Below are 13,195 nucleotides of genomic sequence, written 5' to 3'. Positions count from 1 at the left end.
AAAATAAAAAATTAAATAAATATTTGATTTAATTCTTCGCAAGAAGATAAATAACTACTTTTTTCTGATTGCTTCTGCTGTAAAAATCTTTCTAAGATAGGCCATATCTTAATAGCATGATCTAAAGTTGAATCAGTTCCTTTTAAATAAGCACCAATATTAATTAAATCTCTATTTCTTTGATAAGAAGCAATTAATTTTTTAAAATAACAAGCTTGAGAATATTGTTTTTTGCTAATAATATTAGGCATTACGCGACTAATAGAATTTTCAATATCAATTGCTGGATAATGCCCTAATTCAGCATAATGCCGAGATAATACAATATGCCCGTCTAATATAGAACGACAAATGTGAGCAATTGGATCCTGCGGATCTTCTTCACTTTCAGTTAATACTGTATAAAACGAGGTAATAGAACCATAATTATCTGTATTTCCTGTGCGTTCTACTAAAATAGGAATTTTCGAAAAAACAGAAGATGGATACCCCTTAGAGACAGGTAGTTCTCCTAACGATAATGAAACAGCTCTTTGTGCCATAGCATAACGAGTTAAGGAATCCATAATCAATAATACATGTTTATTTTTTTTACGAAAATATTCAGCTATGCTTGTAGCATACGATGCAGCTTCTATTTGCAATAAAGGAGAAACATCAGCAGGAGCAGCAATTACTACAGATCGAGACAATCCATTTGAACCCAGTATATTTTCTATAAAATCTTTTACTTCCCGCCCTCGTTCTCCAATTAAACCAATAATAACTACATCTGCTTTTGTATATTTTGCCATCATACCTAATAGAATACTTTTTCCAAGACCTGAACTGGAAAAAATTCCTATTCTTTGACCTCTTCCTACAGTTATAAGAGCATTTATAGCACGTATTCCAGTATCTAACACTTCAGTAATTGGTTTTCTATTTAATGGATTAACAACATTACTTTTTAAAAAGGTAAAAAATTTGGGATTTAATTGAGAACGTCCGTCTAAAGGTCTACCTTTACTATCGAGTACTCTACCCAATAGCTCTGTTGATAATGGAATTTTTCCTGTAATAGAATATGTATTTTTAAAACATTTTAAAAACACTCGGGTACCAGGGAAAACACCATATGTTTCTTCAAGAGAAAATAACAATGTTTTTTCTTTTTTAAAACCGACTACTTCAGCACTGATATTTAAAATTTTACCATCTATTATTCTTTCAACATAACATCGAGATCCAATTGGTGCCGTCAACCCAATCACTTCTAAAAGTAAACCATTAACACTAATAAGACAACCATAAGAAAAAATATCAGAAAGATTATTAACTTTCTTTTCGAAAGAAGAAATATTATTTAATAATTCAGAAAATCTTAATTTCATTAACATTCCTCTGAAACAAGACGACATAGTTCCTTCCATCTAGCCTCAATAGTATTATCTATATCACCATTTTCTGATCGAATTTTACAACCGTTAATATCTATATTAACATCATAACATAATTCCCATTTATCGCTATAAACAGAATTTTTTATTATTTTTTCTAAAAATTTTTTGTTATTAGGATGAATAATTAACTGTTTTTTTTTCAAAAAAAAACTATCATTATTAATAATTTTTTTTACATTTTTTAATAAAATTAATTCATCCATTTTAATATTTTTTCCAACTATATAAGAAGAAATAATTAAAATAGTTTTTAGTAAACGCGTAAATAACATTTGATCAAATAAAGAAATAGCTGCTTCAAAATTTGATAATAACTTATTTAAGTTGTCATTGAATAAGATTTTTTTTTCTTCTTTTTTTTCAATACCAGATTTAAAAGCTAAATTATATGCTTCTTCCTTTGAAGGATAATCTTTTAATTCATCTGTTTTTTTCAATTTATTAGAATTCTTTTTATTTTCATTATTAGTAAAAAAATCTTGTTGTGTTAATTTATATAAATTCCAAAAATATTTTTTTTTATTTTTTGAATTTTTTAAAAATATTTCTTCTGGATACCATCTCTTCCAATTTTGTTTTACATCTATATTAGACATAATATTTTCCTAATTTTTTTAATGAAAAAATACCATTATCTAAAATATTTTTAAGCATTATTAAGATCAATTTTTGTTCATTTTTTATAGCTATATCAGAAATATAAGATTTTTCTTCTAAATAAATAGATAATTTATTTGCTTCTTCCTCATTCATATTTTTGAAAAATTTATTTCTTATAACTTCACTAGTACCTTGAAGTGCAATACATAATTTTTCTTTTTCTAAGTTTGAAATGAGACATTGAATATATTTATCTTCTATATTGACAATGTTATCAAATAAAAACATTTCTTTAATAATTTTACGAGTTAAGTTTTTATTTAATACATTAATTTTTTTTAAAATATTTTGTTCATCTTCTATTTTCATAGAATTTAAAATTTCAGCGACAGTTTTTATGCCATTTTTTTCCGAAAAAATTAATTTTTTTCTTTTTAACAAATTTTCAATTATTTTTTTTAAATCAATTAAATTCGACTCTTTAATACAATTAAACTCTGCCATTCTTAAAACAATTTCAGTACATTTTTTCTCACTTAATCTTGAAAGAACCTTTGATGATTGACGTTTGTCTAAATACATAAGTATTGTTGTTAAAATTTGAGGATGTTCTTGATCTAGCAAAGAAATAAATTTTTCTGGATCCATGTGGTTAAATGTTTCAATACACATTTTGACATTACGAGTTTCTAATACTTCATTTAATAAAATACGACCTTGTTTTTCTCCTAAAGTTTTTGTTAACACATCACTAATATAGTTTTCATCATTATTACAAATTAAATTATTTTTTTTTGAAAAAAGATCATAGCATTCAGATAATACTGTATTTAATATTGTATTAGAAAATTGATTAATATTAACCATAGAAGCAACTAATTCTTGAACTTCAAAAGGAGTTAAATGTTTTAATACTTCTGATGCTTGATCAGCTCCTATTGACATCAATAAAATTGCACTTTTCTCAGTACCATTTAAAGTCATTTTTTATCACTCATCCATTGACGAATAATCGACGCTATAATACGTGGATTTTGATTAGATATATTGCAAATTTGATGAATTAATTTATCTGTATTCGAAGTTTTTGAAAATTTTAATTCAGAAATATTTTCTGCTTTTGTATCTTTTTCTAATAAATCTTCTTCAGTTTTATTTTTATATGATTGATTATTAATATTGTTTTTTGAAGAAGAAAAAAAACATTTTTTTACAAGAAAAAAAAGAAAGAAAAGAGAAATGAACCAAGGTGTGAAAGTTAAAAAAGTACTATAAAAATTAGATTGATTAGAATCTTTCAATAATTTAATAGGAGAATTTTTGTTTTTTTGAAAAAAAGATTCATTAACAACATATACGCTATCTCCTCTAACTTTGGAATAACCTATTGCTTCGCGTACTAAATTTTTAATCTTTTTGATCTGTTCTACATTTATAGGAACTGATTTTCCATTTTTATCTTTAACGAAATTAACTATTACTGCTGCTGACAATCTTTTTATTTCTCCTATATTCATTTTAGTGTGAGAAAGACTATGATTCAACTCATAATTTATTGTATCATCATGACTAATAGCAGAATTAGAATGTAAAATATTATTATCTTGATTGTTTTGTATAATAGATTTTTTAATTTTTTTATTACTATATGTTGTACTATTTAAATCCTTATTCGAAGAAAAACTAGTTTGGGGAAAAAGTTCGTCTGGTTTATTTTCTTCTTTTCTATTATTTATCTTGTCGTTAACAGTACTTTGACGAGATCGTATTGCTTGATTTTTATAATTTGTATTAGGTGTATATTTTTCTTGTGTTTTTTCGTGAGAATTAAAATTTATTTGTGCAGTAACTTGAGCATAAACATTATTAAACCCCAATAAAGGTTCTAAAATGTTTTTAATTCTATTTCTATAACGAGATTCAACTTCTTCAGAATATCTGAGTTTTAAATCATCAATTTGATTTAAACCCAATGATGAATTATTTAACAATTTTCCAAACTGATCTATTATTGTTATATTTTCTATAGATAAATCACATATACTACTAGAAATTAAATGCAATATAGCATTAACTTGACTATGATCTAATCCTTGATTAGATTTTAAATTTAAAATAACAGAAACTGATGGTTTTTTTTTATCTTCTAAAAATAAAGAATTTTTTGGAAAAGCTATGTGTATTTTAGCATTTTTTACAACATTAATTTTTTCTATAGTACGAGCTAATTCCCCTTCTAAAGCACGTTGATAATTAATTTGCTCACCAAATTGACTAACTCCAAATCTTTCTTTATCTAAAATTTCATAACCTATATCTCTATGAGGAGAATTATTTTCAGAAAAATGCAAACGAAGTTCATAAACTTTATCTTTTGGAACTAACAATTGACCAGAATCTTCAGAAAGTTTATAGGGTATTTGCATTTGATTTAATTGATCAATGATCATTTCTCCATCTTCATTAGATAAATTATTATATAAAACTTGATAATCAGGAGATTTACGCCACATAGAAATTGAAACAGTAGTAATTACAGCTAATACAAATAAAATAATTAAAACACGTGAATTTTTAAAAAAATAAGACAAAAAATTATTAAATTTTTTTTTCTCTTCTGAAACGGATTCTTCTATAGTACTGAAATTCATAACATCTTCCTAATCTAATAGTTAATCCTAACTATATAATTGAATCACAAATAATAAATTTCACTTGAAATAAAAACATTTCCTGATAAATTAAAAACATATAAAAAATTTATATTCGATACAATATATTATTTTAAAAATATTTTATTGAAAAACAAAAAACATCAGAGGAAGATATGTTTATTGATAATATTTACGATCAAAATATTTATACAAACATTGATTTTTTAGATACAAATAAACAAAAAAATAAAAAATCTAATAATTTTATTAATCATTTTCAAAAAGCATTAGGAGAAATAAGCAATATTCAAAACAATTCAAAAAAAAATATAGAAAAGTTCCAATCAAATCATTCTGATATATCTTTAAATGACATAATGATAAATTTACAGAAATCTTCTATTTCTATTGAATTAGCTATTCAAGTAAGAAATAGAATTATTTCAGCTTATAAAGAAATAATGAATCAACAAATTTAATTTCAAAATACTGTGCTAAATTCTATTTTTTATTTAGCACAGAATTTTAGATCTATAATTTTTGAACATTTTTTTACAGTAAAAGAACTTAATAAAGTTATTATTTTTATCAAAATTTTAATTATTTTAAATTAATATAAAAAATGTAGTCAAAGATACTCTATCAATAAAGAAAACATTTTTTAAAAGATACATATCCATTTTTTTTGGAGCTAGGCGGAATCGAACCGCCGACATCTTGCATGCCATGCAAGAACTCTGCCTCTGAGCTATAGCCCCGAAAATATTACAATATAAAAACACATTAATTCTGTCAATTTATTTTTCTACTAAAATTACTAATAAAAAAAACAAACAAGATATCATTTTACAATAAAACTAAAAATATTGAAAATATAAGACATGAAAAATTAAGTTTAATCTTATTAAAAAAGATCTATCAAATTTCTTTTAATTAATTTTAAAACGACTTTAAGTGAAAACAATTTGTTAATTTTTTTCATTAATAGTTATTCTTTTCTAATTATTTATATTTTTAATTTTATTATCAATAAATAAAATTGCTTTTTTTAGTCTTAATAAAGTCTTCTCTTTTCCAATTAAAAAAATCACAGAACTTATACTCGGCGAAAATATATTTCCTGTTAATACAACACGTAATAACATGCTTATTTTTCTTAATGTAATTTTAAGTTTAATGCAATCATTTTTAATCAATGAAGATAATGTCTCATTACTCCAAATAGATATTTTTTTTATATTCTTATATAAATTTTTTAAAATAAAATGATTTTCTGGAATTAAATATTCATCTGCTGCTGATTTATCAAAATTAGCAAATTCTTCATAAAAATATCTAGAAGATTGAGCAATTTCTTTTAAAGTATGATGACGATTTTTTAATAAAGTCAAAACAGATTCTAAATCAGGTCCATTTTTTAAATTAATCTTTTCATGATTCATATGATCTTTTAAAAGATTCGAAATATAACTTAACGGTAAATTATTAATGTAATATTTATTTAACCAAAAAAGTTTTTTCATACTTACAGCACTAGAAGACTTACTAATTTTTCTTAAATCAAATAATTCTTTCATTTCTGAAATACTAAAAATCTCTTGATTACCACAAGACCAACCTAAACGTATTACATAATTCAGTAAAGCTTCTGGTAAAAAACCATCTTTACAATATTCTAAAATGTTCAAAGCATCTTGTCTTTTAGAAAATTTATGTCCATCTTCATTAAAAATCATTGAAACATGAGCATAAATAGGTATTTTAGCATTTAAGGATTTTAAAATATTTATTTGACGAGGAGTATTATTAATATGATCTTCACCACGAATAACATGAGTTATATTCATATCTAAATCATCTATCACCACGCAAAAATTATATGTAGGAATTCCGTTAGAACGTTGAATTACAAGATCATCTAATTCTTCGTTTTGAAAAGTAATCTTACCTCTAATTTTATCTTCGAATGTTACTTGACCTGAAATCGGATTTTTAAATCGTACTACATAATTTTCATTAGCAATATAATTTCTATAATGTAAATTTCTACAAATTCCACTGTATCGTGGTTTTTTTCCTTTAGAAACTTGTCTTATTCGCTCATCTTCTAATTCTTTTACTGAACAAAAACATTTATAAGCATTACCTGATTCTAACATCATTTTAATAACTTCTTTATACCTTTCTAATCTTTTACTCTGGAAATAAGGACCTTCATCCCAATTTAATCCTAACCATTTTAATCCATATAAAATAGATTCAACGGATTTTGAATCAAAACGTTCAAAATCTGTATCTTCGATACGAAGAATGAATTTTCCATGATAGTGACGTGCAAATAACCAAGAATACAAAGCCGTACGAATACTACCAATATGTAAATTTCCAGTAGGACTAGGTGCAAAACGAGTTTTTACTTTCATAAGTTCCTTAACTAAAAATTTTATTTGATTCATATACTTCATATTACATTTTTTAAAATTCTATAGATTAATTTTATAAATATTAAATTATAGATAATTATTTAATCATAATGATTAAATTTACAACAAACAAATACTCTTTTAAAAAAAAAGATTGACTCTAATTTTCTTACCTTTACAATAACACTATAAAAATATTTAAAAGGTGATTAGCTCAGTTGGTAGAGCTCCTCCTTTACACGGAGGAAGTCGGCGGTTCGAGTCCGTCATCACCTACCAAAAAATATTAGGGTCGTTAGCTCAGTCGGTAGAGCAGTTGACTTTTAATCAATTGGTCGCAGGTTCAAATCCTGCACGACCCATAAAAAAACTTCTCTATTTAATTTTAATTAATAAATTAAGCTCTTTCTCATTCATCATTTTAACGTTTAATAGAGTTGCTCTCAAAATTTTATTATCACCCATCTTTTTCCCGCAAATCAAAAAATCCGTATTTTTAGAAACACTATTAGATAACCTAGCACCTAATTCAATTAATATTTCTGACAACTGACTACGTGAAAAAGAAATAAATTTTCCCGTCAAAACAACTCTTTTATTAAAAAAAAATTTATTTTTTAAATTTTTTTTACTATTTTCGAAAAAATCTATTTTTTTAGAAATATGATTAACTAATTCTCGATTTGAAAAAATTGCAAAATAATTAAATATATTACTAGCAACTTCCTTTCCTATACCATTTATCGATTCTAATTCCAACATTGTTGCATTAACTATTCTATCTAATTTTTGAAAATTGATAACTAGTTTTTTTGCCGTTACTTCACCTACAGAAGGAATCCCTAAAGCAAAAATTAAACGTTTTAAAGTAGTTTTTTTTATTTTTGAAATAGCATTAATAATATTTAAACTTTTTTTTTCTTTTATTTTTCTTAATTTTTGTAAATTACACTTTGTAAGATAAAAAATGTCTAAGGGATTCGTAACAATTTTTTTTTTATTAGTTCATTTATAATTTTCGGTCCTAAACCAGGTATATTTAATGCATTTTTTGAAAAAAAATGATGCAATGCTTTTTTTTTCTGAGCATTGCATGTCAAGCCAGCATGACAACGTATGATTTTATCTTCTTTATTTTCCATTAAACGTGAATTACATACTGGACAAAAAAGGGGAAAAATTATTTTTTTTTGATTTTCAAAATCTTTTTTCTTAATTACACTTACAATTTTAGGTATCACATCGCCAGAACGACAAATTGAAATAAAATCATCAATATGCAAATTTAATTTTTCAATCGTATTTTTATTATATAAAGAAGCTTTTTTAATAGTAACTCCTGATATACAAACAGGATCAAAATAAGCTACTGGTGTAATTATCCCTGTTCTACCAACTTGAAATTTTACATCACGTAATTTAGTAACTTTTTCTTTAGAAGGAAATTTAAATGCAATAGCCCATCTAGGGAATTTATTATTAGAACCTAATTTTTTTTGTAATTCAACTGAATCTATTTTTATAACAATCCCATCTATATCAAAGTTAAAAAAACAGCGTTTTCCTTCAATTTTTTTATAAAAATTAAATACTTCAACGTGATTTTTACAAATTAGCATTTCTTGATTAATTGGAAGACCCCATGTTGAAAAATGTATCAATCTTTGATAATGACTTCTCAAACATTCTATTCCTTCAAAAAAACCGTATCCATGACAAAAAAAGATTAACTTTCTTTTAGCAGTTACTTTAGGATTAATTTGACGTAAAGATCCTGCTGCTGCATTTCTAGGATTAGAAAAACATTTTTTCTTATCAAGAAATAATGTTTTATTTAATTCTAAAAAATCAGATTTTAACATAAAAACTTCACCTCGAACCTCTAATCTTCTAGGTATAGAAGTTCCTTTTAATTCTAATGGAATAGATTTTATAGTCTTTATATTATCTGTTATATTCTCTCCTATATAGCCATCTCCACGAGTTGCTGCACGAACTAAAATACCTTTTTCGTAAATTAAACTAACAGCTATACCATCAATTTTTAATTCACAACAAAAATTTATCAATTGACTTTTATCAAAATTTTTTTTAATTCTGTTTTCAAATTCTAAAAATCCATTTATATCAAATGTGTTTTCTAAAGATAACATAGGAGAAAAATGCACTACTTTTTTAAATTTTTCAATTAAGTTTGAACCTACTCTTTGAGTAGGAGAGTCAGAAGTAATAAATTCTTTATTTTTTAATTCTAAACTATACAATTGATTTAATAAATAATCATATTCTGCATCAGAAATAATAGGTTGATCTAAACTATGATAAAAATAATCGTATTTCAAAATTTTTTCACGTAATTCATCAATTTTCTTTTTAACTGATTTCATAATTATATTAGTTGTCTAATCAATAAAAATAAATATTTAATTATTACAAATTTTTTAAATTAATAATATTAATATTTTTTTATAGAATTTTTTATCATAATATAAAAAATCACCATTGATACACAACTGCTTAAGTAATTGAAAATATTAAGAACATTTTCGTTAAATAAATATTTAAATTTTAACAAAAATATTTCTTAAATATTAAATTAATTTTTATAAAAATTAATATTTAAAACAAAATAAAAAAAATTAAATTTTTTAAATTATTTATATTTTATATAAATAAACTGTTCTGATGAATATTAAAAAAAGTATAATGAAAAATCTAAAAAATCCTAATAAAGAACATTTAATAACATACTAAAAAATTTTAAATAAAAATAAAAATTAGTATTAAGGAATTCAGAAAAAATGAATAAAATATATGAAGATAATTCTTTCACTATTGGAAATACACCACTTGTTCGTTTAAACAATATAGGAAACGGAAACATTTTAGCAAAAATAGAATCTAGAAATCCAAGTTTTAGTGTGAAATGTAGAATTGGTGCTAATATGATATGGGACGCAGAAAAAAAGGGACGTTTAAATAAAAACATAGAAATAATTGAAGCAACTAGTGGTAATACAGGAATAGCTTTAGCATATGTTGCAGCGGCGAGAAATTATTCATTAACTCTTATAATGCCTGATTCTATGTCTATAGAAAGAAGAAAATTATTAAAATCTTTAGGTGCACATTTAATACTAACAAATGGAAAACACGGTATGAAAGGTGCTATATCTAAAGCAAATGAAATTGTATCTTTAAATACAAAACGTTATCTTTTATTAAAACAATTTGAAAATCCAGCCAATCCAGAAATACATCAAAAAACCACTGGTCCAGAAATTTGGAAAGACACCAAAGGCAATATAGACATATTAATTTCAGGCGTAGGTACAGGAGGAACTATTACAGGAATTACAAAATATATAAAAATAAAAGAAGGGAAAAAAGACTTAATTAGCGTTGCCGTTGAACCTTTAGAATCACCTGTAATTACACAATTTTTATCAGGAAAAAAAATAAAACCAGGATTACATAAAATACAAGGAATAGGAGCAGGTTTTATTCCTAAAAATTTAGATTTATCATTAATTGACAGAATCATTACAGTATCCAGCGAAGAAGCAATATTTAATGCTAAAAAAATAATGAAAAAGGAAGGAATATTATCAGGAATTTCTTCAGGTGCAGCTATAGCAGCGGCTTTAAAAATACAAAAAGAAAATGATTTTAAAAATAAAAATATAGTAGTTATATTACCTTCTTCAGGAGAGCGTTATTTAAGTACAGAGTTATTTTCTAGATCATTTAAAAATGAAAACAATTATTAAAAAAATAATACAACTTTTTTAATAAAAAAATAAATTAATTTTTATTATAAAAGTTGTATTTTAATATTTTAAATTAAAATTTATTTTAAAATATATTAACAATTATTCTATAAACTTAATATTATATAAGGAAAAAAAATGTTTCAAAAAGAAATTAAAATCAATGCATTACATGGTTTACATACTCGACCTGCAGCTGAATTTGTAAAGGAAGCAAAAAATTTTATCTCCGATATTCATATTATTTACCATGGAAAATCTGTTAACGCAAAAAGCTTATTTAAAATTCAAACTTTAGGTTTAGTGAAAGATAGCGTTATTATATTGTCAGCAGAAGGTGAAGATGAAAAAAAAGCTGTTGAACATTTATCTAAAATAATGACAGAACTAGAATAAATTATAATTGAAAATAATTTTTTTTATAAAAAATACCGGAGGTTTTACATTACTTCCGGATTTATTTTATAATAAATAAAATATATTCGCCTGACATTCTATTTTTTCCCTCTCTAAACAAATTTTATGGTTAAGGTAATGTTATGATTTCAGGCATTTTAGCATCACCCGGTATAGCTTTTGGCAATGTACTTTTATTAAAAAAAGAAGAAATTGTCATTAACCGGCAAAATATTTCTACTGAAAATATAAAAACAGAAATAAATAAGTTTTTTAACGGTAGAAAAAAATCAGTAAAACAACTAACAGAAATAAAAATAGCAACAGGCGAAAAATTTGGAAAGAAAAAAGAAGGTATCTTCGAAGGTCATATAATGCTTCTTGAAGACGAAGAACTGGAAAAAGAAATAATCAACTTAATAACAGAAAAAAAAATATCTGCTGCAGAAGCAACAAAATTCATTATTGAAGGACAAGCAAAAGCATTAGAAAAAATAAAAGACGAATATTTAAAAAACAGAGCAATTGATGTAAGAGATATTGGTTCTCGTTTACTAAAAAATATACTTAATATTAGTATTGTTGATTTAAATAATATAAAAAATCAAGTTATTTTAATTTCAAAAGATCTCACTCCTTCAGAAACAGCACAAATCAATTTAAAATATATTTTAGGATTTATTACAGATTTAGGCGGTCCAACTTCACATACATCCATTATGGCAAGATCACTTGAAATACCAGCTATTGTAGGTACTGTAAATATAACTAAAAAGGTAAAAAACAACGATTTCATTATTTTAGATTCTCTTAATAATGAAATTATTATCAATCCATCTGATCAAATAATAAATGAAAAAAAACAAGTTGAAAGAAAATATTTTTTTAAGAAAGAAAATTTAAAAAAATTAAGAAATTTATATGCAACTACTACTGATGGACACAATATTAAAATTGGATCTAATATTGGCAATATTCAAGATATTTATTCAGCAAAAAAAAATGGTGCAGAATGTATAGGTTTGTATAGAACAGAATTTTTATTTATGGGCAGAAATGCACTTCCTACTGAAAACGAACAATTTCAAGCATATAAAGAAATTGCAGAATCAATGGAAAACAAACCAGTCATTATCAGAACTATGGATATCGGTGGTGATAAAGATCTTCCGTACATGAATTTACCAAAAGAAGAAAATCCTTTTCTAGGATGGAGAGCTATACGTATTTCAATGGATCGTAAGGAAATTTTACATGCACAATTAAGAGCAATTCTTAGAGCTTCTGCATTTGGTAAAATTTATATTTTATTTCCTATGATTATATCGGTAGAAGAAATTAGAACATTAAAAATTGAAGTTCATAAATTGCAAATTCAGTTAAAAAAAGAGCATTTGGTATTCGATGAGAATATTAAAATTGGCATCATGATAGAAACTCCTGCATCAGCGATAATAGCAGATCATCTAATAAAAGAAGTTGATTTTTTTAGTATTGGTACTAATGATTTAACACAATATACCTTGGCAGTAGACAGAGGAAATGATTTAATTTCACATCTTTACAATCCTATAAGTCCCTCTGTTATACAACTAATTAAACAAGTTATTGATATATCACATTTACATGGAAAATGGACAGGTATGTGCGGAGAATTAGCAGGAGATGAACGCGTTACAACACTTTTGTTAGGGATGGGTTTAGATGAATTTAGTATGAGTTCAACAAGTATTCCTAAAATTAAAGAAATTATTCGTAAAACATCTTTTTCAAAATCTCAAGAATTAGCTAAAAAGGTATTAAAAGCAGCAACTACAAAAGAAATTTTAGATTTATTAAATAAATTCATTATTTAAGGATAGATGAAATTTTAAAAAAAATTTAATTTACAGAAGGACTTAGGAGATAAA

The 13,195-nt window shown here is 24.4% G+C and carries 9 protein-coding genes, 3 tRNA genes and 1 pseudogene; 6 read left to right on the top strand and 7 right to left on the bottom strand.

The annotated features are described in order from the left end of the window. Positions 1 to 11: 11 nt before the first annotated feature. Genes BUSG_RS00390 through fliF form a run of 4 tightly spaced genes read right to left on the bottom strand, consistent with a single transcriptional unit; the run spans position 12 to position 4,693 of the window. Positions 12 to 1,412 carry a FliI/YscN family ATPase gene (locus tag BUSG_RS00390; RefSeq protein ID WP_108926808.1) on the bottom strand — a complete coding sequence of 467 codons (1,401 nt, stop codon included), beginning with the start codon at positions 1,410 to 1,412 and terminating at the stop codon, positions 12 to 14. Continuing rightward, positions 1,373 to 2,038 (bottom strand): flagellar assembly protein FliH, encoded by a 666-nt coding sequence (locus tag BUSG_RS00385; protein ID WP_011053605.1) that lies wholly within the window; start codon positions 2,036 to 2,038, stop codon positions 1,373 to 1,375. The genes BUSG_RS00390 and BUSG_RS00385 overlap by 40 nt, the downstream gene beginning before the upstream one ends. Next, positions 2,031 to 3,026 (bottom strand): flagellar motor switch protein FliG, encoded by a 996-nt coding sequence (gene fliG / locus BUSG_RS00380; protein ID WP_011053604.1) that lies wholly within the window; start codon positions 3,024 to 3,026, stop codon positions 2,031 to 2,033. Before fliG ends, BUSG_RS00385 begins: the two co-directional genes overlap by 8 nt. Further along, entirely contained in the window at positions 3,023 to 4,693 is a 1,671-nt protein-coding gene (gene fliF / locus BUSG_RS00375; RefSeq protein WP_011053603.1) for a flagellar basal-body MS-ring/collar protein FliF, read from the bottom strand. The genes fliG and fliF overlap by 4 nt, the downstream gene beginning before the upstream one ends. A gap of 176 nt (positions 4,694 to 4,869) precedes the next feature. Here fliF and fliE point away from each other — a divergent pair, with 176 nt between their 5' ends. Then, positions 4,870 to 5,175, top strand: coding sequence for a flagellar hook-basal body complex protein FliE (gene fliE / locus BUSG_RS00370; RefSeq protein WP_011053602.1), 306 nt, complete (start codon positions 4,870 to 4,872; stop codon positions 5,173 to 5,175). 207 nt (positions 5,176 to 5,382) lie between these two features. Here fliE and BUSG_RS00365 read toward each other — a convergent pair. Then, positions 5,383 to 5,454, bottom strand: a tRNA-Ala gene (locus BUSG_RS00365). Between the two features lie 240 nt (positions 5,455 to 5,694). Then, positions 5,695 to 7,119, bottom strand: coding sequence for a glutamate--tRNA ligase (gene gltX, locus BUSG_RS00360; RefSeq protein ID WP_044006074.1), 1,425 nt, complete (start codon positions 7,117 to 7,119; stop codon positions 5,695 to 5,697). A 203-nt stretch (positions 7,120 to 7,322) separates the two neighbouring features. Between gltX and BUSG_RS00355 the strand changes: the two genes are divergently transcribed. After that, positions 7,323 to 7,398, top strand: a tRNA-Val gene (locus BUSG_RS00355). A gap of 10 nt (positions 7,399 to 7,408) precedes the next feature. After that, positions 7,409 to 7,481, top strand: a tRNA-Lys gene (locus tag BUSG_RS00350). Between the two features lie 13 nt (positions 7,482 to 7,494). On the opposite strand, the pseudogene ligA reads toward BUSG_RS00350, so the two are convergent. Beyond that, positions 7,495 to 9,506, bottom strand: a pseudogene (gene ligA, locus BUSG_RS00345) (NAD-dependent DNA ligase LigA). A gap of 414 nt (positions 9,507 to 9,920) precedes the next feature. On the opposite strand from ligA, the gene cysK reads away from it, so the two are divergent. The 3 genes from cysK to ptsI all read left to right on the top strand — a co-directional run bounded on the left by cysK (position 9,921) and on the right by ptsI (position 13,141). Then, positions 9,921 to 10,889 (top strand): cysteine synthase A, encoded by a 969-nt coding sequence (gene cysK, locus BUSG_RS00340; RefSeq protein WP_011053600.1) that lies wholly within the window; start codon positions 9,921 to 9,923, stop codon positions 10,887 to 10,889. 138 nt (positions 10,890 to 11,027) lie between these two features. Next, on the top strand, positions 11,028 to 11,285 hold the full coding sequence (locus BUSG_RS00335; RefSeq protein ID WP_011053599.1) for an HPr family phosphocarrier protein: 258 nt from the start codon (positions 11,028 to 11,030) through the stop codon (positions 11,283 to 11,285). A gap of 143 nt (positions 11,286 to 11,428) precedes the next feature. After that, positions 11,429 to 13,141 (top strand): phosphoenolpyruvate-protein phosphotransferase PtsI, encoded by a 1,713-nt coding sequence (ptsI, locus tag BUSG_RS00330; RefSeq protein WP_011053598.1) that lies wholly within the window; start codon positions 11,429 to 11,431, stop codon positions 13,139 to 13,141. The last annotated feature ends 54 nt before the right edge of the window (positions 13,142 to 13,195 follow it).

The sequence above is a fragment of the Buchnera aphidicola str. Sg (Schizaphis graminum) genome (genome assembly GCF_000007365.1).
GTDB lineage: Bacteria > Pseudomonadota > Gammaproteobacteria > Enterobacterales > Enterobacteriaceae > Buchnera > Buchnera aphidicola.
The sequence above is the reverse complement of the archived record's forward strand: the minus strand, read 5'-3'. Positions and strand labels throughout refer to the sequence as shown.

Excerpts from the sequence above, each read along its gene's own strand:
- BUSG_RS00390 (WP_108926808.1), bottom strand. The coding sequence starts at position 1,412 with ATGGAAGGAACTATGTCGTCTTGTTTCAGAGGAATGTTAATGAAATTA.
- BUSG_RS00385 (WP_011053605.1), bottom strand. The coding sequence starts at position 2,038 with ATGTCTAATATAGATGTAAAACAAAATTGGAAGAGATGGTATCCAGAA.
- fliG (WP_011053604.1), bottom strand. The coding sequence starts at position 3,026 with ATGACTTTAAATGGTACTGAGAAAAGTGCAATTTTATTGATGTCAATA.
- fliF (WP_011053603.1), bottom strand. The coding sequence starts at position 4,693 with ATGAATTTCAGTACTATAGAAGAATCCGTTTCAGAAGAGAAAAAAAAA.
- fliE (WP_011053602.1), top strand. The coding sequence starts at position 4,870 with ATGTTTATTGATAATATTTACGATCAAAATATTTATACAAACATTGAT.
- gltX (WP_044006074.1), bottom strand. The coding sequence starts at position 7,119 with ATGAAAGTAAAAACTCGTTTTGCACCTAGTCCTACTGGAAATTTACAT.
- cysK (WP_011053600.1), top strand. The coding sequence starts at position 9,921 with ATGAATAAAATATATGAAGATAATTCTTTCACTATTGGAAATACACCA.
- BUSG_RS00335 (WP_011053599.1), top strand. The coding sequence starts at position 11,028 with ATGTTTCAAAAAGAAATTAAAATCAATGCATTACATGGTTTACATACT.
- ptsI (WP_011053598.1), top strand. The coding sequence starts at position 11,429 with ATGATTTCAGGCATTTTAGCATCACCCGGTATAGCTTTTGGCAATGTA.